Here is a 23,306-nt window from a genome sequence, read left to right on the forward strand (position 1 = left end):
GCGCGCTACCCTGGGTGCCATGACCCCCGAGCACCCCTCCGACTCCTCCGCGCCCGCCTCCGCCTGGGGCTACGGGCTCGCCACCATCGCCTCGGACGGGACCGTCCTCGACACCTGGTTCCCGGAGCCGCGCCTGGGCACGATCCCCGCCGGACGGGACCCGTGGATCGTCCCCGCGGAGTTCGAGGCGCTCGCCGGCGAGGACGCGCGGCGCGAGGTCCGGATCGACGTCGTCACGCTGCAGATCGATCTGCAGGCGCCGCCCGCCTCGACGTCGGACGCGTACCTCCGGCTGCATCTGCTGTCGCACCTGCTCGTGCGGCCGAACACGGTCGACCTGGACGGGATCTTCGCGCACCTGGCGAACGTGGTCTGGACGAACGCGGGCCCCGTGTCGCCGGACGCGTTCACACGGCTGCGCCCCTCGCTCCGCCGCCACGGGATCCAGGCGGCAGGGATCGACAAGTTCCCGCGGCTCACCGACTACGTCACCCCGGCGAAGGTCCGGATCGCCGACACGTCGCGCGTGCGCCTGGGAGCGCACCTCGCTCCCGGGACGACGGTCATGCACGAGGGCTTCGTGAACTTCAACGCGGGGACGCTCGGCAGCTCGATGGTCGAGGGGCGCATCTCGCAGGGCGTCGTCGTCGGCGACGGCTCGGACATCGGCGGCGGCGCCTCGATCATGGGCACCCTGTCGGGCGGAGGGACGCAGCGCGTCTCGATCGGTGCGCGCGCGCTGCTCGGCGCGAACTCGGGCATCGGGATCTCGATCGGCGACGACTCCGTCGTGGAGGCGGGGCTCTACGTCACCGCGGGCACGAAGGTCGTGGTCGTCGGAGGGGCGCCCCGCGCCGACGGGCGCCCGCAGACGGTGAAGGCCGTCGAGCTGTCGGGCGTGCCGAATCTGCTGTTCCGCCGCAACTCGCTGACCGGCGCCGTCGAGGTGCTCCCCCGCACCGGTGCGGGCATCGAGCTGAACACGGCGCTGCACGCCTGAGGGCGGGCTGCGGGGGTCTCGATACGCCCGCTCGCGGGCTACTCGACCAGCGAGGGGGCGAACGGACGATGCCGCCTCCGCTGGTGCGGAGACGGCATCGATACGGCGGGTCAGCTGCCGGTGGGCCAGTGGCGCTCGGGGGCGCCCATGTAGAGCTGCTGCGGGCGGCCGATCTTCGTCTGCTTGTCGATGTTCATCTCGCGCCAGTGGGCGATCCAGCCGGGCAGGCGGCCGATCGCGAAGAGCACGGTGAACATCCGCGTCGGGAAGCCCATCGCCTTGTAGATGACGCCGGTGTAGAAGTCGACGTTCGGGTAGAGGCGGCGCTCCTTGAAGTAGTCGTCCTCGAGCGCGAGGGCCTCGAGCTCCATCGCGATGTCGAGGAGGGGGTCCTTCACTCCGAGCGCCTGCAGCACCTCGGAGGCGCTCTCCTTGACGAGCTTGGCGCGCGGGTCGTAGTTCTTGTACACCCGGTGGCCGAAGCCCATCAGGCGCACGCCCTCCTCCTTGTTCTTCACCCGCTCGACGAAGGTCTGGACGCTCTCGCCCGACTCGCGGATGCGGCCGAGCATCGTCAGGACCGCCTCGTTCGCGCCTCCGTGCAGGGGGCCGAAGAGCGCGTTGATGCCGGCGGAGACGGAGGCGTAGAGGTTGGCCTCGGTCGAGCCGACCAGGCGCACGGTCGACGTCGACGCGTTCTGCTCGTGGTCCTCGTGGAGGATCAGCAGGCGGTCGAGGGCCTTGGAGAGGACCGGATCGACGTCGTACTTCTCGGCCATGGTGCCGAAGTTCAAGCGGAGGAAGTTGTCGACGAAGCTCAGCGAGTTGTCGGGGTAGAGGAACGCCTGTCCGATGCTCTTCTTGTGCGCGTAGGCGGCCATGACGGGCAGCTTCGCGAGAAGGCGGATCGTCGTCAGCTCGACGGCCTCGGGATCCTTCGGGTTCGAGCTGTCCTCGTAGTAGGTGGAGAGCGCCGAGACTCCGGCCGACAGCACCGACATGGGGTGGGCGCTGTGCGGGAGCGCATCGAAGAAGCGCTTGAGATCCTCGTGGAGGAGCGTGTGGCGGCGGATGCGCTCGTCGAAACCGGCGAGCTCGTCGGCGGTGGGGAGCTCGCCGTAGATGAGGAGCCAGGCCACCTCGAGGTACGTCGCGTTCGTCGCGACCTCCTCGATCGGGTACCCGCGATAGCGCAGGACGCCCTTGTCGCCGTCGATGTAGGTGATCTGCGACTTGGTCGCCGCGGTGTTCACGAAGCCGTAGTCGAGCGACATGAAGCCGGTCTGCTTCGTCAGGGTCGAGAAGTCGATGCTCGAGGCGCCGTCGACGCTGCGGAGGATCGGGAAGTCGGCGGTGCGGTCGCCGAAGGTGAGCGTCACCTTCTCGGGCTGGGCCTCGGCCGCCGCCGGCGCGCTCTCCGTGGCGGGCTCCGGTGCCTCCACCGTCGCGGTTCCGTCGCTCTGCGTGCCGGATTCGGTCACAACGCCTCCCAGGTCGTCACGGTCGCTCCCCGGGCAGCGCGCTCTCTCGGAGCGGGCGGCGCCGGGTGTGTGGGCGGTGCAGCCGGCGCCGTTGTGTGGCGACATCGACCGAACCTCCTACAGCCTAAGGGCACAGCAGGGGACCTGCTGCACCGGCCAGTCGTCCCCGGCGCGCGTTGTGGGAGAGCGACAGAGACGGTCCGCCCCGAGCGCCCGGCCGGCGCTAGGACAGGCCGGCGGACAGGCGGGACGCGGCCGCGTCGATCCGCTCGTCGGTCGCCGTCAGCGACAGGCGCACGTGCTCGGTGAAGTGGTCGCCGTAGAAGCGCCCGGGCCGGCGAGGACGCCGATCCGCGCGAGCCGCTCGATCGACTCCCACGCGGGCCGCCCCTCGGTCGCCCACAGGTACAGGCCGGCCTCGCTGCGGTCGATCCGGAAGCCTGCGGCCTCGAGGGCGGGGCGCAGCCGGTCGCGACGCGCCCGGTAGCGCTCCTTCTGCTCCGCCACGTGCGCGTCGTCGCCCAGGGCGGTGATCATCGCCTCCTGGAGCGGGCCCGGCACGATCATGCCGGCGTGCTTGCGCACGGTGACGAGCCGCGCGATGAGGGAGGGATCGCCCGCGACGAACGCGGCGCGGTAGCCGGCGAGGTTCGACTGCTTGCTCAGCGAGTAGACGCCCAGAACGCCCGCGCGGCTCGCTCCGACGACCCGGGGATCGAGGATGCTCGGGATCGGCTCGTCGGCCCAGCGGCCGTCCCAGCCGAGCTCGGCGTAGCACTCGTCACCGGCGATGACGGCACCGAGCCCGCGGGCCCGCTCCACCGCACGCGCGAGCGCCGGCACGTCCAGGACGGCGCCGTCGGGGTTGCCCGGGGAGTTCAGCCACACGAGGCGCGTGGCCTCCGGCCATTCGGCCGGGTCGTCCGAGGCGAGCACGGAGCGCCGGCGATCGCCGCGCCCATCGCGTAGGTCGGGTAGGCGGCGCGGGGGTGGACCACCACGTCGCCCTCGCCGAGACCGAGCAGGAACGGGAGCCAGGCGACGAGCTCCTTGGAGCCGATGGTGGGCAGGACCTCGTCGACCCCGATCCCCGGGACTCCGCGGCGGCGGGCGAACCATCCCGCGATCGCCTCGCGCAGGGCGGGGGTGCCGACCGTCGTCGGGTAGGAGTGCGCATCCGTCGCCCGCGAGAGCGCGTCGCGGATGAGCGCGGGCGTGGGATCGACGGGCGAGCCGATCGAGAGGTCGACGATGCGTCGGGGTGCGAGGACGCGAGGGCCGTCGCGGGCCCCATCAGGTCCCAGGGGTAGTCGGGCAGGGCTCCGAGCGCCACCGGACGGCCGCTCAGTGGCCCTGGGGCGGGAGGACCGCGATGACCGGGTGGTCCTTCGCGATCACGCCGACCTTCGCCGCTCCGCCGGGGGAGCCGATCTCGTCGAAGAACTCGACGTTCGCCTTGTAGTAGTCGGACCACTCCTCGGGGAGGTCGTCCTCGTAGTAGATCGCCTCGACGGGGCAGACCGGCTCGCAGGCACCGCAGTCGACGCACTCGTCGGGGTGGATGTAGAGCGAGCGCTCGCCTTCGTAGATGCAGTCGACCGGGCATTCGTCGATGCAGGCGCGGTCTTTGACATCGACGCACGGAAGTGCGATCACGTAGGTCACGGTCGTGGCGTCCCTTCGAACAGAGGCTTCTATCGTACGCGGAGCGGCGGGGCGTCGAGTCCCGTCGGTGCCGGCTCGGGCGCGGGGCCGGCGGGCGCAGGCGCGGCCAGGCGATCACGACCAGCGCGATCAGGGCGGGGACGAACGTCCAGGCGATGCCGAGGCCGTTCGCCGGCACCAGGACGGAGCCCCCCGCGCTGCGCAGCGCCAGCAGGCCGATGATCCCGAGGAGCCCCATGGCCGTGCAGAACGCGACGAACCGGTCGACCATCACGAGGCGGAGCCCCAGGAGCAGGAGGAGCACGGCGGCGAGCGACGCCAGCAGGCCCAGCGGCAGGACGGCGTCGCCGACGACGACGGTCGTCTGGTGGGCGATCGTGGTGATCGCTCCGACGACGGCGCCGACGAGCACCGAGAGGGTGCCCGAGACGACGCGGGAGCGGAGGTCGGGCCGGTCGTCGGGGACGAGCGCGTCCGACGACGCTGCGAGCGCGGGGGCCGGACGGAACCGCTCGACGCGCCCGACGGGGAACGCCGGGCCGCTGGAGAGCCGGGCCGACTCCCCCTCGACGACGATCTGGGTGGCGTGGGCCTCCAGGGCGGCGCGCTTGCGGGCGTAGTCCTCGTCGCCCAGCTCGACGACGACGTCGCCGTCCTCGGGCGGCGCGTCCTCGGGCAGGACCGCGAGGAAGCGGATCCCGAGCAGCTCGGCCGCCCGGCGGGCGACGCTCGCCGTGCGCACGTGGTCGGGGTGGCCGTACCCGCCCCCCGCGTCGTACGAGAGCACGACGCCGCGCGGGTCTGCTGGAGGACGGCGACGAGATCGGCGATCTCCTCCTCCTCCGGCGCCGCCGTGAAGGCCGCGGGATGCACGGGCTCGAGCGGGACCGGCACTCGGCCGGGGCCCCACTGCATGCCGGAGTCGCGGTAGACGCGCGGAGCGGCGCCGCGCGCGCGGGCGTTCTCGGCTCCGAGGAAGCGGTGATCCGCGACTCCGAGAGCCGTGAGCGCCACGACGAGCTCGGTCGTGCGGTGCGAGGCGAGCTCGTCGGCGCCCTCGAGCGCCGCGAGGTCCTCGGGGATCACCTCGCCGCACTCGCCGCGCGTGGCCGTGACGACGGTGACCGCCGCTCCCTGCGCGACGAGACGGGCGAGGGTGCCGCCCATGGTCAGGGTCTCGTCGTCGGGGTGCGCGTGGACCGCCACGACCCTCTCGTGCACTCCAGCTGGGCTCGCGTCCACACTCCACCTTCCGTCCGGCGCGTCGAGGGCGCACCCGGCGCACTTCTGGACAGGCGCTCGGGCGGCGCACTACAGTCGACTCCGGTAAGGCAAGGCTTACCGAAGGATGAGGCCCGGGGCGGGGGTCGTCCCGCCCCCTCCCGCGATCGACCGAGAGAACACGCGTGCTCGCAAATTACCTCATCGGCCTCCGCGAAGGCCTCGAAGCAGGCCTCGTGGTCGGCATCCTCGTCGCGTACCTGACCAAGCTCGGCCGGCGCGACGTGCTCCCGCGTCTCTGGACCGGCATCGCCGCGGCGGTCACGATCTCGCTCGTGACCGGGGCGATCCTCACCTGGGGCCCGTACGGGCTGTCGTTCCAGGCGCAGGAGCTGCTCGGCGGCGGGCTGTCGATCCTGGCCGTCGGCCTCGTCACCTGGATGATCTTCTGGATGGGGGCGAACGCCCGGAGCCTCAAGGGCGAGCTGGAGTCGCGGCTCGACGCCGCCGTCGGCGGATCCGCCCTCGGGATCGTCGTGCTCGGCTTCGTGAGCGTCGGCCGCGAGGGGATCGAGACCGCCCTGTTCGTCTGGGCCAGCGTCTCCGCGAGCAGCGCCTCCTCCGAGGCGGACGCCTGGGGCGGCACGATCGAGGCCCTGCTCGGGATCCTGTCGGCCGTCGTCATCGCCTACCTGATCTTCCGCGGCTTCGTCCGGATCGATCTCGGCCGGTTCTTCACCTGGACGGGCGGCTTCCTGATCGTGGTCGCGGCGGGCGTGCTGTCGTACGGCGTGGGAGACCTGCAGGAGGCGTCGCTCCTGCCCGGCTGGGGCGCCCCGCTGTTCAGCCTCGGTGCGGTGCTGCCGGCGCCGATCACCGCGATCCTCGGCGGCCTCTTCAACTACACGCCCGAGCCGACCGCGCTGCAGTTCACCGCCTGGCTCGCGTACCTCGTCGTCGTCGGCGCCCTCTTCGTCCGCCAGGTCCGGCTCCGCCGGCCGCGTCGGGGCAGCGCGGCCCCGGTCGCGACTCCCGCTCCCACCTCCGTCTGACACCGGCACCGCCGGTCCCATCCCCTACTCCAGGAGAACCATGCCCTCGCGCGCAGTCATCCGCCGCTCCCCGCTCCCCCGCGTCGTGTCCGGCCTCGCCGGTGCCGGCGTCCTCGCGTTCGCGCTCTCCGGCTGCGTGCCGAACTCGGCCGCCTCCTCCTCGGCGGCGCTCGACGTCGCGATCAGCGACGAGGCCTGCGACGTCTCGGCCGCGACCGCCTCGGCCGGTGCGGTGACCTTCTCGCTCGCGAACGAGGGCACCGACGTCAACGAGTTCGAGATCCTCGCGGACGACAAGCTGCGGATCGTCGGCGAGAAGGAGAACGTGACGCCGGGGCAGACCGTGTCGTACGTCGCGCAGCTCGAGCCCGGCACCTACTACACGGCCTGCAAGTTCCAGCAGGTCGGCGCTCCCATCGGCCTGTCCGAGTTCACCGTCACCGGTGAGGCGACCGAGCAGTCCGCGGACGAGACGGCGGCGACGGAGGCGGCCGTGACCAACTACGTGGCCTACGTGAAGTCGCAGGCCGGCGAGCTGCTGCCCGCCGTGCAGGCGTTCACCGACGCCTACGTCGCGGGCGACGACGAGACGGCGCGCGGCCTGTTCGCCTCGACGCGCGTCTTCTACGAGCGCATCGAGCCGACCGCGGAGGCGTTCGGCGACCTCGACCCGAAGATCGACTACCGCGAGGTCGACGCCGTGGCCGAGGGGCTGGACTGGACCGGCTTCCACCGCATCGAGAAGGACCTCTGGGTGCCGGCGCAGGACGCCCTCAACTCCGACGGCACGAGCGCGTACCTCGACTGGGCGCCGTCGACTCCGGAGCAGCGCGCCGAGTTCGGCCAGGGGCTCGTGGACGACGTGCAGAGCCTCTACGACCTCGTGAACGCCGACGACTTCACCGTCTCGGTCGGCGACATCTCGAACGGCGCGATCGGCCTGCTCGACGAGGTCGCCGCGGGCAAGATCACCGGCGAGGAGGACTGGTGGTCGGGCACCGACCTGATGGACTTCGCCGCGAACGTGCAGGGCGCGGAGGTGGCCTTCGGCAACGTCGAGCCGATCGCGACGGCCTCGGGCGACGAGGGCGCCGACCTGACCGCCGACATCGCGGAGCAGTTCACCGCGCTCGACTCGCTGCTCGCGCAGTACGGCTCGATCGACGCCGGCTTCGCGCCCTACTCCTCGGTCACCGATGAGCAGAAGAAGGAGCTCTCGGACCAGGTGAACGCCCTCTCGGAGCCGCTGTCGCAGCTCACCCACACGGTGCTCGGCGTCGAGGAGCCCGCGGAGTAGATGGACGACGACCAGCAGGACACCGCGGCGGACGTCTCCCCCGACTCCGCCGCCCCCGTCGAGCAGCCCCGCCGCCTCTCGCGGCGCGGGCTGCTCGGCCTCGTCTCGGCCGGAACCGCGGGGATCGCCGCGGGCGTCGGCGGGACCGTCGCGGTCGCCTCCGCGACGACCGCGAACGCCTCCGGCGCCTCGAACACGGTGCCGTTCTTCGGCGCGAACCAGGCCGGGATCACGACCGCGGCGCAGGACCGGCTGCACTTCGCCTCCTTCGATCTCGCGTCGGGCACCACGCGCGAGGACCTGATCGAGCTGCTGCAGGACTGGACGCTCGCCGCGTCGCGACTGACGCGCGGACTCGACGTCAGCGAGGAGGGCGCGGTCGGCGGACCCGACACCGCCCCTCCGGACGACACGGGCGAGGCGCTCGGGCTCGACGCCGCGGCGCTGACGATCACCTTCGGCTTCGGCCCCGGCGTGTTCACCGACGCGGACGGCGCCGACCGCTTCGGGCTCGCGGCCCGTCGTCCGCCCGCGCTCGAGACGCTCCCCCGCTTCCGCGGCGACGCTCTCGTGCCCGCGGCGAGCGGAGGCGACCTCTGCATCCAGGCCTGCGCGAACGACCCGCAGGTCGCGGTGCACGCGATCCGCAACCTCAGCCGCATCGCCTTCGGCCGGGCGTCGCTCCGCTGGTCCCAGCTCGGCTTCGGGCGGACGTCGTCGACGTCGACGGCGCAGGCCACCCCGCGCAACCTCTTCGGCTTCAAGGACGGCACGGCCAACGTGAAGTCGGAGGAGACGGACGCGGTCCAGGAGCACGTCTGGGTGCAGGAGTCAGACGGCCCGGACTGGCTCGTCGGCGGCAGCTACCTCGTGGCCCGCAAGGTCCGCATGATCATCGAGACCTGGGACCGGAGCCAGCTCGGCGAGCAGGAGCGCGTGATCGGGCGGAGCAAGGGCTCGGGGGCGCCGCTCTCGGGCGGGGACGAGTTCGCCGAGCCGGACTTCTCGGCGACCGGCGCCAGCGGAGCGCCGCTCGTCGACGAGGTGTCGCACGTGCGCCTCGCGCATCCGTCGGTCAACAACGGCGCACGGCTGCTGCGGCGCGGCTACAACTTCGTCGACGGCAACGACGAGCTCGGGCGCCTGAACGCGGGCCTGTTCTTCCTGTCGTTCCAGCGGTCGCCGGAGCAGTTCATCACCGTGCAGCGCTCCCTCGCGGACGATGCGCTGAACGAGTACATCAAGCACGTCGGGTCGGCGCTCTTCGCCGTGCCTCCCGGGGTGCGCAGCGAGGGCGACTTCGTGGGGTCGGGGCTGTTCGGCTGAGCGGGACGGGGAGCGGGATCCTGCAGCGTCTGAAGGACGGGGGTCTCGATACGCCGCTGCGCGGCTACTCGACCAGCGAGGGGGCGGGACGCGGAAGACCGGCCGGAGGTCGACCTCCGACCGGTCTCGAGCCGAGCGGGCGCGCGGGGCGCCCGGCGGATCAGCCCTGCTTCTTCAGACGGCTGGTCTGACGAGCGCGCGCGTTGGCGTCGAGCTCGACCTTGCGGATGCGGACGATCTCGGGGGTGACCTCGACGCACTCGTCCTCGCGGGCGAACTCGAGGCACTCCTCGAGCGTCAGCTGGCGCGAGGGCGTCATCGACTCGAACGTGTCGGAGGTGGACTGACGCATGTTGGTCAGCTTCTTCTCCTTGGTGATGTTCACGTCCATGTCGTCGTTGCGCGAGTTCTCGCCGATGACCATGCCCTCGTAGACCTCTTCCGTGGGGTTCACGAAGAAGGTCATGCGCTCCTGGAGGGCGATGATGGCGAAGGGAGTGACGACACCGGTGCGGTCGGCGACGATCGAGCCGTTGTTGCGGGTGACGATGGCGCCGGCCCACGGCTCGTAGCCGTGCAGGATCGCGTTCGCGATGCCGGTGCCGCGCGTGGTGGTGAGGAACTCGGTGCGGAAGCCGATCAGACCGCGCGAGGGGACGATGAACTCCATGCGGACCCAGCCGGTGCCGTGGTTCGCCATGTTCTCCATGCGGCCCTTGCGCGCGGCGAGGAGCTGCGTGATGGCGCCGAGGTACTCCTCCGGGGCGTCGATCGTCAGGTGCTCGAACGGCTCGTGCGTCTTGCCGTCGACCTGGCGGGTGACCACCTGGGGCTTGCCGACCGTGAGCTCGAAGCCCTCGCGGCGCATCTGCTCGACGAGGATCGCCAGCGCGAGCTCGCCTCGGCCCTGGACCTCCCACGAGTCGGGGCGGCCGATGTCGAGGACCTTGAGCGACACGTTTCCGATGAGCTCGCGGTCGAGGCGGTCCTTGACCATGCGCGCGGTGAGCTTGTGGCCCTTGACCTTGCCGACCAGCGGCGAGGTGTTGGTGCCGATGGTCATCGAGATCGCCGGGTCGTCGACCGTGATGGCCGGGAGCGGGCGGATGTCCTCCGGGTCGGCGATGGTCTCGCCGATGGTGATCTCGGGGAAGCCCGCGATCGCGACGATGTCGCCGGGGCCGGCGGACTCGGCCGGGTAGCGGTCGAGCGCCTTCGTGATCAGCAGCTCGGTGATGCGGGCGTGGTGTGGGTGCCGTCGTGGTGGACCCAGGCGACCGTCTGGCCCTTCTTGATGTTGCCGTTGAAGACGCGCAGCAGCGCGAGGCGGCCGAGGAAGGGCGAGGCGTCGAGGTTGGTGACGTGCGCCTGGAGGGGCGCCTCGTCGTCGTAGGTCGGCGCCGGGATGTGCTTCAGGATCGCCTCGAACAGCGGCTCGAGGTCTTCCGCGTCGGGCAGCGTGCCGTTCTCGGGCTTGTTGGAGGACGCGCGGCCCGCCTTGCCGGACGCGTAGACGACGGGGACGTCGAGGATCGCGTCGAGGTCGAGGTCGGGGACGTCGTCCGCCATGTCGGACGCGAGGCCGAGGAGGAGGTCCTGGCTCTCGGCGACGACCTCGTCGATGCGCGCATCGGGGCGGTCGGTCTTGTTGACCAGCAGGATGACGGGCAGCTTGGCCTCGAGCGCCTTGCGGAGCACGAAGCGGGTCTGCGGGAGGGGGCCCTCGGACGCGTCGACGAGGAGGCAGACGCCGTCGACCATCGAGAGGCCGCGCTCGACCTCGCCGCCGAAGTCGGCGTGGCCCGGGGTGTCGATCACGTTGATCGTGATGGGGCCCTCGGTCGCGTGCTTGCCGCGGTACGAGACCGCGGTGTTCTTCGCGAGGATCGTGATGCCCTTCTCGCGCTCGAGCTCGTTCGAGTCCATCGCGCGCTCGTCCACGTGGGCGTGCGCGTCGAAGGAGTTCGTCTGCTTGAGCATGGCGTCGACCAGAGTGGTCTTGCCATGGTCGACGTGGGCGACGATCGCGACGTTGCGCAGGTCGGAGCGGGTGGCACTTGCCATGTGAACGGACTCGTCTCGTGTTCTCGTGCATGAAGGGGGACCCTCCATCGTACCGCAGGCGCGCGGCCGAACGACGGAGGGCCCCGATCCGGCCCGATCACCCCGCGGGAAGCGGGACTCTCGGGCGCGGAACGGGGCCCTCGCGGCGGCGGATCAGACCGCGAACTCGATCCCGGCGCCGGGGATCGCCTCGAGCAGCTCGCGGGTGTACTGCTGCTGCGGCGAGTCGAACACCGTGTCGGTCGGCGCGTGCTCGACGATGCGGCCCTTCTGCATCACGCAGACGTCGTCCGCGATCACGCGGACCACGGCGAGGTCGTGGGTGATGAACAGGTAGGTGAGCCCGAGCTCGGCCTGCAGATCCGCGAGCAGGCGGAGGATCTGCGCCTGCACGAGCACGTCGAGCGCCGAGACGGCCTCGTCGAGCACGACGATCTCGGGCTTGAGCGCCAGCGCCCGCGCGATGGCGACGCGCTGGCGCTGTCCGCCCGAGAGCTCGTTCGGGTAGCGGCCCGCGATGACCCGCGGGAGCGACACCTGATCGAGCAGCTCGAAGACGCGCTCGCGCTGCGAGGCGCGATCGCCGACCTTGTGCACCCGGAGCGGCTCCGAGATCGTGTTGCCGATGTTGTGCAGCGGGTCGAGCGAGCCGTACGGGTCCTGGAACACGGGCTGCATCGAGCGGCGCAGCGCCAGCATCTCCTTCCCGCGGAGCTTCTCGGTGCGGCGCCCGTCGATCGAGATGGCCCCCTTGGTGGCCGTCTCGAGGCCGAGCACGAGGCGCGCGATCGTCGACTTGCCCGAACCCGACTCCCCGACGAGGGCGGTGGTGGTGCCCTTCGGGATCGAGAACGAGACGTCGTCGACGGCCGTGAAGTCCTCGGCCTTCAGTCCGCCGCGGCGGATCTTGAAGACCTTCGTCAGGTTCTCGATCTCGATCATCGGCTTCGTCGTGGTGGGTGCTCCCGCGTGGGTGCCCGCCGCGCGGACGAGGTCGACCTCGGCGACGGCGGCGGACTCGCCGGGCACCGACTCCTTCGCGGCTCCCGCCGTCGACTGGATGCGGCGCGACGCGAGGCTCGGAGCCGCGGCGATCAGGCGCTGCGTGTAGGGGTGCTGCGGGTTCTGCAGCACCTCGACCGAGGCGCCCGACTCGACGATCCGGCCCTTGTACATGACGATCAGCTTCTCGGCGCGCTCGGCGGCGAGGCCCAGGTCGTGCGTGATGAAGAGCAGCGCCGTGCCGTCGGTCTTCGTCAGCGTCTCGAGGTGGTCGAGGATCCGGCGCTGCACCGTCACGTCGAGAGCCGAGGTCGGCTCGTCGGCGATGAGGAGCTGGGGCGCCGCGGCCAGGCCGATGCCGATCAGCACGCGCTGGCGCATGCCTCCGGAGAACTGGTGCGGGAACTGCTTCAAGCGCTTCTCGCGTCGGCGAGGCCCGCGTTCTGCAGCACCTCGATCGCCTTGGCGCGCACCTCCTTGCGACCGGTCGCGAGACCGTTCGCGCGGATGGTCTCCTCGACCTGGAAGCCGACCGACCAGACCGGGTTCAGGTTCGACATCGGATCCTGCGGGACGTAGCCGATGCGGCGGCCGCGGATGTCCTCGAGCTCGGGCCGGGTCGCCTTCGCGAGGTCCTTCCCGTCGAAGAGCACGGAGCCGCCGGTCACCTTGCCGGAGCCGGGGAGCAGGCCGATGATCGCCGCGGCGGTCGTCGACTTGCCGGAGCCCGACTCCCCCACGATGGCGACGGTCTGGCCGTGCTCGATCGTGAGGCTGACGCCGCGCAGGGCGGGCACCAGGCCGCTGCCGGTCTGGAAGCCGACCTCGAGGTCGGTGACCTGGAGCAGGGGCCCCTTCGGAGTGGTCGAGTCGGTCATCGGAGGGCCCTCGCCTTCGGGTCGAGCGCGTCGCGCAGGGCCTCGCCCATGAGGATGAAGCTCAGCACGGTGATGGTCAGCGCGGCGGACGGGTAGATCAGCGTCTGCGGGTTGGTCCGCAGGTCGCGCTGGGCCTGGCTGATGTCGTTGCCCCAGGACATCACGGAGCCGGGCAGGCCGACGCCGAGGAACGACAGGGTCGCCTCCGCGGTGATGGCCGCACCGAGCGAGATCGTCGTGACGACGATCACGGGGGCGATGGAGTTGGGCATGACGTGGCGGAACAGGATCGCCATGCGGGACAGGCCCGTGGCGGTCGCGGCCCCGACGAAGTCCGACTGCTTCACCCGCAGCACCTCGGAGCGGAGGACGCGGGCCGTGGTCGGCCAGGCGAACGCTCCGATCGCCAGGGCGATGACGAACACGTTCCGGTGCGCCGAGAAGACCGACATGATGACGACGGCGGCGAGGATGTAGGGGATCGAGAAGAAGATGTCGCCCGCGCGCATGATGACGGTGTCGACCCAGCCGCCGAAGAAGCCGGCGAGGGCTCCTCCGATGACACCCGTGATCGTGGTGATCAGGATGACGATCAGCCCGACGGTCAGCGAGGTCGACGTGCCGTGGATGATCCGCGCGTAGACGTCGCAGCCCTGCTTGGTGAAGCCCAGGACGCTGCCGTCACCGGGGCCCTGGTTGCTGAAGCCGAGGTCGCACGCCCGCGGGTCGACGGAGGTGAAGAGGGTCGGGAGCAGCGCGACCGCGACGATCAGCACGATCATCGCGCCCGAGATCCAGAACATCGGCCGGCGGCGCAGGTCCTGCCAGGCGTCGGTCCACAGGTTGCTGGGCTTCTCGTCGAGCGAGACGGCGTCGACCGAGGCGATCGGCGTCTCCTCGAGCGGTGCCACGAAGTGATCGATGCGACGGGGGGCGTCGCGGTTCATCTCATTTGGCATAGCGGATCCTCGGGTCGAGTACGGCGTAGAGCAGGTCGACGAGGATGTTCACCACGAGGTAGAACAGCACCATGACCGTGACGAAGGAGACGACGGTCGGCCGCTCCCCTCGGATGATCGCCTGGTAGAGCGTGTTCCCGACTCCGGGAACGTTGAAGATGCCCTCGGTGACCGTGGCGCCGACGATCAGCAGGCCGAAGTCGGCGCCGAACTGGGTCGTCACCGGGATCAGCGAGTTGCGCAGGATGTGCACGGGCACGACGCGCTTGCGCGAGAGCCCCTTGCTGTAGGCGGTGCGGACGAAGTCGGAGCCGGCGGTCTCGATGACCGAGCCGCGCGTGAGGCGGATCGCGGAGGCGACCACGAAGAGCGCGAGCACGATGGCCGGCAGCAGGAGCCGCTCGAACGTCGGCGACCCGCCGACCGTGGGCGAGAACCAGCCCAGCTGCACGGCGAAGAAGGACTGCGCGATGAAGCACAGGACGAAGATCGGCACCGACACGAGCAGGAGGCTGACGACGAGCGCGCTGGCGTCGAAGAACGAGCCCTTCCGCAGTCCGCTGATCAGGCCGATCGTGAGAGCGACGACGATCTCGATGATGATCGCCATCATGGCGAGGGTGAGCGTGACCGGGAACGTGCGGGCGAGGATGTCGTTCACCGACTGCCCGGAGAAGGAGATGCCGAAGTCGCCGCGGACGACGCCGCCGAGGTAGTAGAGGTACTGCACGATGAACGGCTCGTTCAGGTGGTACTGCTCCTCGAGGCGCGCGAGGAGCGCGGCGTTCGGGGTCTTGTCGCCGAAGAGGGCGAGGAGGGGGTTCCCCGGCATGGCGAAGACCATGAAGTAGATCAGGAAGGTCGTCCCGATCAGGACGGGGACGGCTTGCAGGATGCGTCGGACGATGTAGGCGAGCACGTCAGCCCTGCCTGTTCCGGTGTCGCATGGTGGACCTCATTCGATCGTGACCGAACAAGGCGCTCCGCCCGTGGGAACGGTCGTGCCGTCCCCACGGGCGAAGCGCCCGTCGTGTCTGATGTCAGCTCTTGGTGATCTGGTAGAACAGCGGAACCGAGTTCCACCCGAACTCTACGTCGGAGACGGTCTCGCTGTAGCCACCGGTCACGTTGGCGTACCAGAGCGGGATCGAGGGCAGGTCCTGGAGCAGGACCTCCTGAGCCTTCTGGTAGTCCTCGTTCGCGGTCGCGAGGTCGGTCTCGGCCGAACCGTCGGCCAGGAGCTGGTCGAACTCGGGGTTCGAGTAGTCACCGTCGTTCGACGAGGCGTTGGTCGCGTACAGCGGGCCCAGGAAGTTGTACAGACCCGGGTAGTCGGCCTGCCATCCGGTGCGGAACGCGGTCTCGATCGAGCGGTCGACGATCTTGGTGCGCGCCTCGGCGAAGGTCGGGTAGGCCTCGCCCACCGCGTCGATGCCGAGCGTGTTCTTGACCGCGTTCGACACGGCGTCGACCCAGCCCTGGTGGCCGCCGTCGGCGTTGTAGGCGATCGAGAAGGTGCCCGTCCACGGGGAGATCGCGTCGGCCTCGGCCCACAGCTTCTTCGCCTCGTCGGGGTTGTACTCGAGAACCTCGGCGCCCTCGAGGGAGTCGCTCCAGCCGTCGATCACCGGGGAGGTGAAGTCGGAGGCGGGGGTGCGGGTGCCCTCGAAGATGACGTCGGTGATCTGCTCGCGGTCGAAGGCCATCGAGATGGCCTGGCGGCGCAGCTTGCCCTCTTCGCCGCTGAAGTGCTCGAGGCGCTCCGGGATCGTGAAGGACTGGAAGACGGCGGAAGCCTGGTTGACCGCGCGGTCGCCGAGGTCGCTCTCGAAGGTGCCGAACGCGGAGTCCGGGATCTGGTCGATCACGTCGACGTTGCCCGCGAGCAGGTCGGCGTACGACGCGTCCTGGGTCGCGTAGAACGTGATGGTGATGCCGCCGTTGACCGGGACGCGGGGTCCGTCGTAGTCGGGGTTCACGACCAGGTCGATCTGGACGTCGTGCTGCCACGCGCCCTCGCCGTCGAGCATGTACGGGCCGTTGCCGATCGGGTTCTCACCGAAGGCGTCCATGTCGTCGTAGGCGACGCTGGGCAGCGGGTAGTAGGCCGAGTAGCCCAGACGCTGCGGGAAGTCCGACTTGGGAGCCGAGAGCGCGACGGTGAACGTCGTGTCGTCGACGACCTTCAGACCGGTGAGCTCGGTGTCCTCGTCGTAGCTGAAGCCCTCGATGTCCTCGAAGAAGTAGCTCTGGAGCTGCTCGTTCGAGTACTTCGCGCCGTAGTTCCAGGCGTCGACGAACGACTGGGCCGTGATCTCCTCACCGTTGGTGAAGGTGCGGCCCGACTCGATCGTGATGGTGTAGTTCTGCGCGTCGTCCGACTCGACCGACTCGGCCAGGTCGGGCTGCGCCGCGCCCTCGGCGTCGTAGTAGTAGAGACCGGCGAAGATCTCGTCGAGGATCTTGCCGCCGCCCACCTCGTTGGTGTTGGTCGGGACCAGCGGGTTCTGCGGCTCGGAGCCGTTGGTCAGGATGATCGCGGCGGAGTCGCCGGCCGCATCCCCCCCGCCGTCGTCGTTCGAGCTGCTGCAGCCGGCGAGGACCAGGGTGCTCGCGGCGACGAGCGCCAGAGCTCCGAGGCCGAAACGTCTGATTTTCACTATTCCTCCAGTGGTGTGAGGGCGCTCGGGAAGTGATTTCCCGGATGCTGTGTTGGCCGCGCGCGTGGCGACGGCATCGGCGCACGAGAGACTGTTGGCCCCCGCGCAAGTGCCACCGACGAGACTATGTATCGGCTCGCTATCTGCACAAAAGCATGTGGAAACCGTTACACAGCGGTAACCGGGAGGTGGAATCCTTGCGTCTTTCCGCACGAAACCTGCGTGATGGACCGTCCCCACGCAATGCTTCGATTCAGAGGAGGCCCACGCAGTGTCCACCGCGCTGACAGGATCCATGCAGCCACGAGGGCGGATCGGGATCGAGATCCTGCTCGTCCTGGGGCTCTCGCTCGGCGCCTCCGCGATCTACTCCGTCGTGTCGATCACCAACCGGCTCACCCGCGACGTCGCGCTGTCGGAGCAAACGGCGACGCTGAACGGAGCGCTCAGCGACCGCCCCGCGTTCGACCTGGTCTACCAGCTGCTCGCGCTGTTCTTCGACCTGGTGCCGGTGGCGCTCTGCGCATTCCTGCTCTGGCAGAGCACCGGACGGCCGTTGGGGCGGCTGGGTCTGGATCTGCGGCACCCTCTGCGCGATCTCGGCACCGGGACCGTGCTCGCGATCGCGATCGGCGCCCCGGGGATCGCGCTCTACGCCCTGGGCCGGGCTCTGGGCGTGACGGTGGCGGTCGTCGCCTCGCCGCTGGACGCGTACTGGTGGACCGTGCCCGTGCTGGTCCTCTCGGCGATCCGCGCGGGGATCCAGGAGGAGGTGATCGTGGTCGGCTACCTCTTCGCCCGGCTGGGCGACCTCGGCTGGGGGCGGTGGCGGATCCTGTTCGCCAGCGCGCTGCTCCGGGGCAGCTACCACCTGTACCAGGGCATCGGGCCGTTCATCGGCAACGTGATCATGGGCGTGGTCTTCGGGCTGTTCTACCAGCGGTTCGGGCGGACGCTGCCGCTCGTGATCGCGCACTCGATCATCGACATCGTGTCGTTCGTGGGGTACCCGCTCGCGGTGGCTCTCTGGCCGGAGCTGTTCGCGGCTCCGGAGCCCGCTTCCTAGCTCGAGCCTGTACGCAACCGAGGTTCAGAGCGTCGGAGGCAGGGTCTGACCGTCTTCTGCCGCCGATCGACCTCGGTTACCGACGTTCCCCGTGCCACCGACCGGACCAGAGGTGCTCCCTGCGCTGGACGAGACCCCTGATGACGGTTTCGGTCCGCTCCCACGAGGCGATGATCTGACGGGTCGAGAGCCGGATGCAGAGGTACCCCTGAGCCGCCAGCTCGAGGCTCCGCCGGTAGTCCTCCTCGAGCTGGTGGGAGCCGGAGTGGAATGCGCGGCCATCGGGCTCGAACACGAGCCGCTCCCCCAGAAGGACGTCGACCCGCCCCACCCGGGGGATCGGCACCTGCGACCTCACGCGGACGCCCAACCGGCGACCGCATCGGCGCACCCTCGTCTCCAGACCGGACTGGGACAAGGGGTCCACCTCGTCGAACACCCACTGCTTGCCGGTGGGCGCGAGACCGCGCAGTGCGAGGAGATCACCGAGAGCGATCGCCCCCGAGTTCACAGCGCTGTCGAAGGTCATGAGGGCGTTCTCGCCGTCGACGCAGGCGAGCAGATGGAGAAGGGAGGAGCGGAGGCCGTCGAGCGATGACGTCTCAGGACCGCATCCCTCCCACGCGCGCCAGTGCAGCACCGTGCCGTCGCCTGCTCGGCGCTCCGAGGAGTGGGGCGGGACGGCGACGTGCAGTCGGCCCGTCTCGAGCACCCAGAGGCCGCGAGCGTCCAGGCCCGAAGCGCAGCTGAGAACGCCGCCGGCCGCGACGGCGCGGCGCTGGTCGAGCGGAACGGTGGGAAGCGCGAACCACCCGCGTCTCAGCCGGAGGACGGCTCCGGAGTCCACCGCCGCTCGCAGAGCACGCGCCGCGACTCCCGCGCGAGCGAGCTGCGCCGTCGTCGCAACTCCGTCGAGTCCTGCCAGGACATGCATAAGGCGTTCCACGAGATCACGATCGCCGGATGCGCGATCACCTCAGCACGCTCCGCGACGATTCGTGGACTGCACGCCGCAGCGACGTCGTGGGGAGGACCGTGCGTGTTCGCAACCGAGGGTGGACGACGCGGAAGACGGGCAGAACGCCCCGATCCCGCATCTCAGCCTCGGTTGCGAACACGCACCTGCCGGTGGATCAGGCGAAGGCCTCGATCGGCGGGCAGGCGCAGACCAGGTTGCGGTCGCCGAAGGCCTGGTCGACGCGGCGGACCGGCGGCCAGTACTTGCCGCGCACGAGCGAGCGGACGGGGTAGACCGCCTCCTCGCGCGAGTACGGGTGCGTCCACTCCCCCGTGACGAGGCACTCCGCGGTGTGCGGGGCGTTGCGCAGCGGGTTGTCGTCCACCGGCCACTCCCCCGCGCCGACCCGGTCGGCCTCGGCCTTGATGCCGATCATCGCGTCGATGAAGCGGTCGATCTCGGCGAGGTCCTCGCTCTCGGTCGGCTCGACCATCAGGGTCCCCGCGACGGGGAAGCTCATGGTCGGGGCGTGGAAGCCGTAGTCGACGAGGCGCTTCGCGACGTCGTCCACGGTCACTCCGGTGGCCGCGGTGAGCGGGCGGATGTCGAGGATGCACTCGTGCGCGACGAGGCCGTTCTCGCCCGTGTAGAGCACCGGGAAGTGCTCGCGCAGGCGCGCGGCGACGTAGTTGGCCGAGAGCACGGCCGCACCGGTGGCCGCGCGCAGGCCGTCCTCGCCCATCATCCGGGCGTACGCCCACGAGATCGGGAGGATGCCCGGGCTGCCGTAGGGCGCGGCCGAGACCGGGACGCCGCCGTGCACGACCGTCCCGCCGTGCTGGCCGCTCGCGTGCTCGAGCCGCTGCGCGAGCGGGTGCCCGGGCAGGAACGGCGCGAGGTGCGCCTTGGCCGCGACCGGTCCCACTCCGGGACCGCCGCCGCCGTGCGGGATGCAGAACGTCTTGTGCAGGTTGAGGTGCGAGACGTCGCCGCCGAAGTCGCCGAACCGGGCGAAGCCCAGCAGCGCGTTCAGATTGGCCCCGTCGACGTAGACCTGCCCGCCCGCCTCGTGCACCAGTCGGCAGATCTCGGAGACCTCGTGCTCGTAGACGCCGTGCGTCGACGGGTACGTGATCATGAGCGCCGCGAGGTCCGCCGCGTGCGCGGCGATCTTCGCGCGCAGGTCGTCGAGGTCGACGTTGCCCAGCTCGTCGCACGCGACGACGACGACGCGCATGCCCGCGAGCACCGCGCTCGCCGCGTTGGTGCCGTGCGCGCTCGAGGGGATGAGGCAGACCGTGCGCTCGAGGTCGCCGTTCGCGCGGTGGTAGCCGCGGATCGCGAGCAGTCCCGCGAGCTCCCCCTGAGAGCCCGCGTTGGGCTGCAGCGAGACGGAGTCGTAGCCGGTGAGGTGCGCGAGCCAGCGCTCGAGCTGGTCGATCAGCGCGAGCGAGCCCTGCACGTCGGCCTCGGGGGCGAACGGATGCAGGTTCGCGAACTCGGGCCAGCTCACCGCCTCCATCTCGGCGGCGGCGTTGAGCTTCATGGTGCACGAGCCGAGCGGGATCATGCCGCGGTCCAGCGCGTAGTCGGCGTCGGCGAGGCGCTTGAGGTAGCGCATCATCGACGTCTCGCTGCGATGAGTGTTGAAGACCGGGTGCACGAGGAACGGAGTGGCGCGCTCGAGCGCGACGGGGATCGAGCGCGAGGACGCGGCGAGGAAGCCGTGCGCCGAGTCGAGGTCGCCGATCGCGACGGCGAGCGCGACGACCTCGGCGGTCGTCACGGTCTCGTCCAGCGCGACCGCCACCGTGTCGGCGTCGACGAGGCGCAGGTCGAACCCGGCCTCCCGCGCGCGGGCGACCGCCGCCTCCGCTCCCTGCGGGACGACGACCGAGACGGTGTCGAAGAAGTCGGCGTGGCGGAGGGAGTGACCGCGGTCGAGCAGGAGCCGCGCGAGCAGAGCGGCCCGCGAGTGCACCTGCTCCGCGATCCGGGCGAGTCCGTCGGGCCCGTGGTAGACGGCGTACATCGCGGCCATGACGGCCAGGAGGACCTGCGCCGTGCAGATGTTCGAGGTCGCCTTCTCGCGGCGGATGTGCTGCTCGCGGGCCTGCAGGGACAGGCGGTAGGCGGGGTGCCCGTCCGCGTCCTGGCTGACTCCGACGAGACGGCCCGGCAGCTGGCGCTCGAGGCCCTTGCGGACCGCGAGGTAGCCGGCGTGCGGTCCGCCGAAGCCCATCGGGACCCCGAAGCGCTGCGAGGTGCCGACCGCGACGTCCGCCCCGAGCTCGCCCGGCGAGCGGACGAGGGTGAGGGCGAGGAGGTCGGCGGCGACGACTCCGAGGCCGCCGTGGGCTTTCACCGCGGCGAGCACGGCGGACGGGTCCCAGAGGTGGCCGGAGGCGCCGGGGTACTGCACGAGGGCGCCGAAGCACTCGGGGATCTCGGCGGCCGCTGTCCGCGAGAGCGGCAGCTCCACGATGCGGATCCCCACCGCCTCCGCCCGCCCGCGCAGCAGCGCCAGGGTCTGCGGCAGCGCGTCGGAGTCGACGACGAAGACGTCGGTGCGCGCCTTGGAGGCGCGGCGCGTCAGCAGCATCGCCTCGACGACGGCGGTGCCCTCGTCGAGCATCGAGGCGCCGGCGGTGTCGAGACCGGTGAGATCCGAGACCATGGTCTGGAAGTTGATCAGCGCCTCGAGGCGGCCCTGCGAGATCTCAGGCTGGTAGGGCGTGTAGGCGGTGTACCAGCTCGGGTTCTCGAGGACGTTCCGCTTGATGACGGCCGGCGTGAGCGTGCCGTGGTAGCCGAGGCCGATCAGGGGGCGGCGGACCGTGTTGCGGGCCGCGAGGGCGCGCAGCTCGGCGAGGGCCTCGGTCTCGGTGGCCGGCTCCGGCAGCACGGGGGCCAGGTCGCGCACGCGGATCGACTCGGGGACGGCGGCGGTGACCAGCGCGTCGACGGAGTCGTAGCCGAGGGCTGCCAGCATGGTGCGCTGGGCGTCGGCGTCGGTCCCGATGTGGCGGGACTCGAACTCGGAGGGGGTGCGGGGGCTCGACATCTACTCTCCGACCAGCTCGCCGTAGGCGCGGCGTCGAGCAGGCCGTCGGGCAGCGCGTCGAAGCGCACCTTGATGAGCCAGCCCTCGCCGAACGGGTCGGAGTTGACGAGCTCGGGCCTGTCGACGACGCCGGAGTTGACCTCGAGCACCTCGCCGTCGACCGGCGCGAAAAGCTCTCCGACGGACTTCGTCGACTCGATCTCGCCGACGACGCTGCCACCCTCGATGCGGGTGCCCGCGTCGGGCAGCTCGACGAAGACGACGTCGCCCAGCTTGTCGGCGGCGTACGCCGTGATGCCCACCGTCGCGACGTCACCGTCGACGGCGATCCACTCGTGATCGGAGGTGTACTGCAGGTCGGAGGGGACGGCCATGTCAGATCTTCTTTCTGGAGTAGAAGGGGAGGGCGGAGACGGTCATGGGGAGGCGGCTGCCGCGGATGTCGACGGAGACGGTGGTGCCGGGCTGCGCCTGCGCGGGGGCGACGTAGGCCATGGCGATGGGGACGCCGAGGGTGGGCGACAGGACGCCGCTCGTGACGACTCCGATCTCGTCGCCGCTCTCGGAGAAGACGGGGTAGTCGGCGCGGGCGGCCCGGCGGCCCTCGCCGACGAGGCCGACGAGCACGGGAGCGTCCCCGGCGGGGCCCTCCTCGCTGGCGGCGCGGCCGACGAAGTCGATCGGCTTGCCGAACGCGACCACCCGGCCCAGGCCCGCCTGCGCCGGGAAGATCTCCCGGGAGAGCTCGTGACCGTAGAGCGGCATGCCCGCCTCGAGGCGGAGGGTGTCGCGCGCGGCGAGTCCGGCCGGGACGAGACCCGCACCGGCGCCCGTCTCGGCGAGCGCCTCCCACAGCGCGGGCGCGGTGTCGGGGGCGACGTAGATCTCGAAGCCGTCCTCTCCCGTGTACCCGGTGCGGGCGATGAGGATCGGGTGCGCCTCGAAGGTCGCGGGCACGGCGCGGTAGTAGCGCAGCTCCTCGAGCAGGCGCGCGGCGTCGTCGGTGTCGAGCACCGACTCCGCCCCCCGCTCGGTCTCGACGGCGAGCCCCTGCACGTTCTGCAGGATCTCGAGCGACTTGGGGCCCTGGATCGCGATCAGGGCGACGTCGTCGCTCTCGTCGAAGAGCTCGCAGTCGAACATGGCCGTGCGGTCGCGCAGCTGCTCGGCGACCACGTGGCGGTTCGAGGCGTTCGCGACGACCATGAAGCGGTCCTCGCCCGTGCGGTAGACGACGAGGTCGTCGATCACTCCGCCCGTGCGGTCCAGGAGGAGCGTGTACTTGGCGCGACCGACGGCGACAGCGCTGAGGTCGCTCGCGAGCGCGTAGTCCAGGGCGTCCACCGCCTCGGGGCCGACGACCAGGATCTCGCCCATGTGGGAGAGGTCGAAGAGTCCGGCGGCGGTGCGCACCGCGTGGTGCTCGGCGAGGTCGCCGGAGTAGCGCACCGGCATCCACCAGCCGGCGAAGTCGGTGAAGGAGGCACCGGCCGCCACGTGCACGTCGTGCAGCGGGGAGCGGCGCGATTCCGGGGTCTCGGCGGGAAGGGTCGTTCGGGTCTCGGACATGAGTTCTCCAATTCGTCGCAGTGCTGCGCACGCGCCCGCACAGG

The 23,306-nt window shown here is 70.8% G+C and carries 14 protein-coding genes and 5 pseudogenes; 6 read left to right on the forward strand and 13 right to left on the reverse strand.

Translation table 11 applies throughout. The annotated features are described in order from the left end of the window. Window positions 1-19 precede the first annotated feature (19 nt). Window positions 20-1,000 (forward strand): 2,3,4,5-tetrahydropyridine-2,6-dicarboxylate N-succinyltransferase, encoded by a 981-nt coding sequence (gene dapD / locus B0T42_RS03200; RefSeq protein ID WP_077221918.1) that lies wholly within the window; start codon window positions 20-22, stop codon window positions 998-1,000. A gap of 110 nt (window positions 1,001-1,110) precedes the next feature. On the opposite strand, the gene B0T42_RS03205 is transcribed toward dapD, so the two are convergent. The 3 genes and pseudogenes from B0T42_RS03205 to fdxA form a co-directional block, all read right to left on the reverse strand. Beyond that, window positions 1,111-2,379, reverse strand: coding sequence for a citrate synthase (locus tag B0T42_RS03205; protein WP_236720089.1), 1,269 nt, complete (start codon window positions 2,377-2,379; stop codon window positions 1,111-1,113). 325 nt (window positions 2,380-2,704) lie between these two features. Then, window positions 2,705-3,814 (reverse strand): annotated as a pseudogene (dapC, locus tag B0T42_RS03210) (succinyldiaminopimelate transaminase). Between the two features lie 11 nt (window positions 3,815-3,825). Beyond that, window positions 3,826-4,146, reverse strand: a complete 321-nt coding sequence (gene fdxA / locus B0T42_RS03215) for a ferredoxin (RefSeq protein WP_056866806.1) — start codon at window positions 4,144-4,146, stop codon at window positions 3,826-3,828. A gap of 236 nt (window positions 4,147-4,382) precedes the next feature. On the opposite strand from fdxA, the gene B0T42_RS20980 reads away from it, so the two are divergent. Then, window positions 4,383-4,766: a hypothetical protein gene (locus B0T42_RS20980; protein ID WP_236720086.1), complete on the forward strand. Its 384-nt coding sequence runs from the start codon at window positions 4,383-4,385 to the stop codon at window positions 4,764-4,766. Window positions 4,767-5,007: 241 nt separating this feature from the next. Here the strand turns inward: B0T42_RS20980 and B0T42_RS22575 are convergent. Continuing rightward, window positions 5,008-5,313 (reverse strand): annotated as a pseudogene (locus tag B0T42_RS22575) (PIG-L deacetylase family protein); the annotation flags it as partial. A gap of 239 nt (window positions 5,314-5,552) precedes the next feature. Here B0T42_RS22575 and efeU point away from each other — a divergent pair. From efeU to efeB, 3 genes are read left to right on the forward strand one after another with little or no spacing between them, the layout of a single operon-like run. Beyond that, on the forward strand, window positions 5,553-6,419 hold the full coding sequence (gene efeU / locus B0T42_RS03225) for an iron uptake transporter permease EfeU (protein ID WP_077221920.1): 867 nt from the start codon (window positions 5,553-5,555) through the stop codon (window positions 6,417-6,419). A 40-nt stretch (window positions 6,420-6,459) separates the two neighbouring features. Beyond that, window positions 6,460-7,716: an iron uptake system protein EfeO gene (efeO, locus tag B0T42_RS03230; protein ID WP_077221921.1), complete on the forward strand. Its 1,257-nt coding sequence runs from the start codon at window positions 6,460-6,462 to the stop codon at window positions 7,714-7,716. After that, window positions 7,717-9,042, forward strand: a complete 1,326-nt coding sequence (gene efeB, locus B0T42_RS03235; protein WP_077221922.1) for an iron uptake transporter deferrochelatase/peroxidase subunit — start codon at window positions 7,717-7,719, stop codon at window positions 9,040-9,042. A 160-nt stretch (window positions 9,043-9,202) separates the two neighbouring features. Here efeB and typA read toward each other — a convergent pair. From typA to B0T42_RS03260, 5 genes and pseudogenes are all read right to left on the reverse strand, one after another. Then, window positions 9,203-11,106 (reverse strand): annotated as a pseudogene (typA, locus tag B0T42_RS03240) (translational GTPase TypA). A gap of 153 nt (window positions 11,107-11,259) precedes the next feature. Further along, a pseudogene (locus B0T42_RS03245) lies at window positions 11,260-12,986 on the reverse strand (dipeptide ABC transporter ATP-binding protein). Next, window positions 12,983-13,945, reverse strand: coding sequence for an ABC transporter permease (locus B0T42_RS03250; protein ID WP_055788497.1), 963 nt, complete (start codon window positions 13,943-13,945; stop codon window positions 12,983-12,985). Before B0T42_RS03250 ends, B0T42_RS03245 begins: the two are co-directional and overlap by 4 nt. Continuing rightward, on the reverse strand, window positions 13,935-14,864 hold the full coding sequence (locus tag B0T42_RS03255; RefSeq protein ID WP_055788494.1) for an ABC transporter permease: 930 nt from the start codon (window positions 14,862-14,864) through the stop codon (window positions 13,935-13,937). Before B0T42_RS03255 ends, B0T42_RS03250 begins: the two co-directional genes overlap by 11 nt. Window positions 14,865-14,985: 121 nt before the next feature. Next, window positions 14,986-16,605, reverse strand: a complete 1,620-nt coding sequence (locus tag B0T42_RS03260) for a peptide ABC transporter substrate-binding protein (RefSeq protein ID WP_077221923.1) — start codon at window positions 16,603-16,605, stop codon at window positions 14,986-14,988. A 295-nt stretch (window positions 16,606-16,900) separates the two neighbouring features. Between B0T42_RS03260 and B0T42_RS03265 the strand changes: the two genes are divergently transcribed. Continuing rightward, window positions 16,901-17,671 carry a CPBP family intramembrane glutamic endopeptidase gene (locus B0T42_RS03265; protein WP_077221949.1) on the forward strand — a complete coding sequence of 257 codons (771 nt, stop codon included), beginning with the start codon at window positions 16,901-16,903 and terminating at the stop codon, window positions 17,669-17,671. 76 nt (window positions 17,672-17,747) lie between these two features. On the opposite strand, the gene B0T42_RS03270 is transcribed toward B0T42_RS03265, so the two are convergent. The 4 genes and pseudogenes from B0T42_RS03270 to gcvT form a co-directional block, all read right to left on the reverse strand. Further along, window positions 17,748-18,605: an endonuclease domain-containing protein gene (locus B0T42_RS03270; RefSeq protein WP_077221924.1), complete on the reverse strand. Its 858-nt coding sequence runs from the start codon at window positions 18,603-18,605 to the stop codon at window positions 17,748-17,750. A gap of 199 nt (window positions 18,606-18,804) precedes the next feature. Then, entirely contained in the window at window positions 18,805-21,693 is a 2,889-nt protein-coding gene (gene gcvP / locus B0T42_RS03275; RefSeq protein WP_077221925.1) for an aminomethyl-transferring glycine dehydrogenase, read from the reverse strand. Between the two features lie 38 nt (window positions 21,694-21,731). After that, window positions 21,732-22,067: pseudogene (gene gcvH / locus B0T42_RS03280) on the reverse strand (glycine cleavage system protein GcvH); the annotation flags it as partial. Between the two features lies 1 nt (window position 22,068). Continuing rightward, window positions 22,069-23,262 (reverse strand): glycine cleavage system aminomethyltransferase GcvT, encoded by a 1,194-nt coding sequence (gcvT, locus tag B0T42_RS03285; RefSeq protein WP_077221926.1) that lies wholly within the window; start codon window positions 23,260-23,262, stop codon window positions 22,069-22,071. Window positions 23,263-23,306 lie beyond the last annotated feature (44 nt).

The sequence above is a fragment of the Rathayibacter rhapontici genome, from assembly GCF_001995175.1.
Lineage (GTDB): Bacteria > Actinomycetota > Actinomycetes > Actinomycetales > Microbacteriaceae > Rathayibacter.

Bases quoted from the DNA above. Each gene is read 5' to 3' on its own strand.
- dapD (WP_077221918.1), top strand. From the start codon at position 20: ATGACCCCCGAGCACCCCTCCGACTCCTCCGCGCCCGCCTCCGCCTGG.
- B0T42_RS20980 (WP_236720086.1), top strand. From the start codon at position 4,383: ATGGCCGTGCAGAACGCGACGAACCGGTCGACCATCACGAGGCGGAGC.
- efeO (WP_077221921.1), top strand. From the start codon at position 6,460: ATGCCCTCGCGCGCAGTCATCCGCCGCTCCCCGCTCCCCCGCGTCGTG.
- efeB (WP_077221922.1), top strand. From the start codon at position 7,717: ATGGACGACGACCAGCAGGACACCGCGGCGGACGTCTCCCCCGACTCC.
- B0T42_RS03250 (WP_055788497.1), bottom strand. From the start codon at position 13,945: ATGCCAAATGAGATGAACCGCGACGCCCCCCGTCGCATCGATCACTTC.
- B0T42_RS03265 (WP_077221949.1), top strand. From the start codon at position 16,901: ATGCAGCCACGAGGGCGGATCGGGATCGAGATCCTGCTCGTCCTGGGG.
- B0T42_RS03270 (WP_077221924.1), bottom strand. From the start codon at position 18,605: ATGCATGTCCTGGCAGGACTCGACGGAGTTGCGACGACGGCGCAGCTC.
- gcvP (WP_077221925.1), bottom strand. From the start codon at position 21,693: ATGTCGAGCCCCCGCACCCCCTCCGAGTTCGAGTCCCGCCACATCGGG.
- gcvT (WP_077221926.1), bottom strand. From the start codon at position 23,262: ATGTCCGAGACCCGAACGACCCTTCCCGCCGAGACCCCGGAATCGCGC.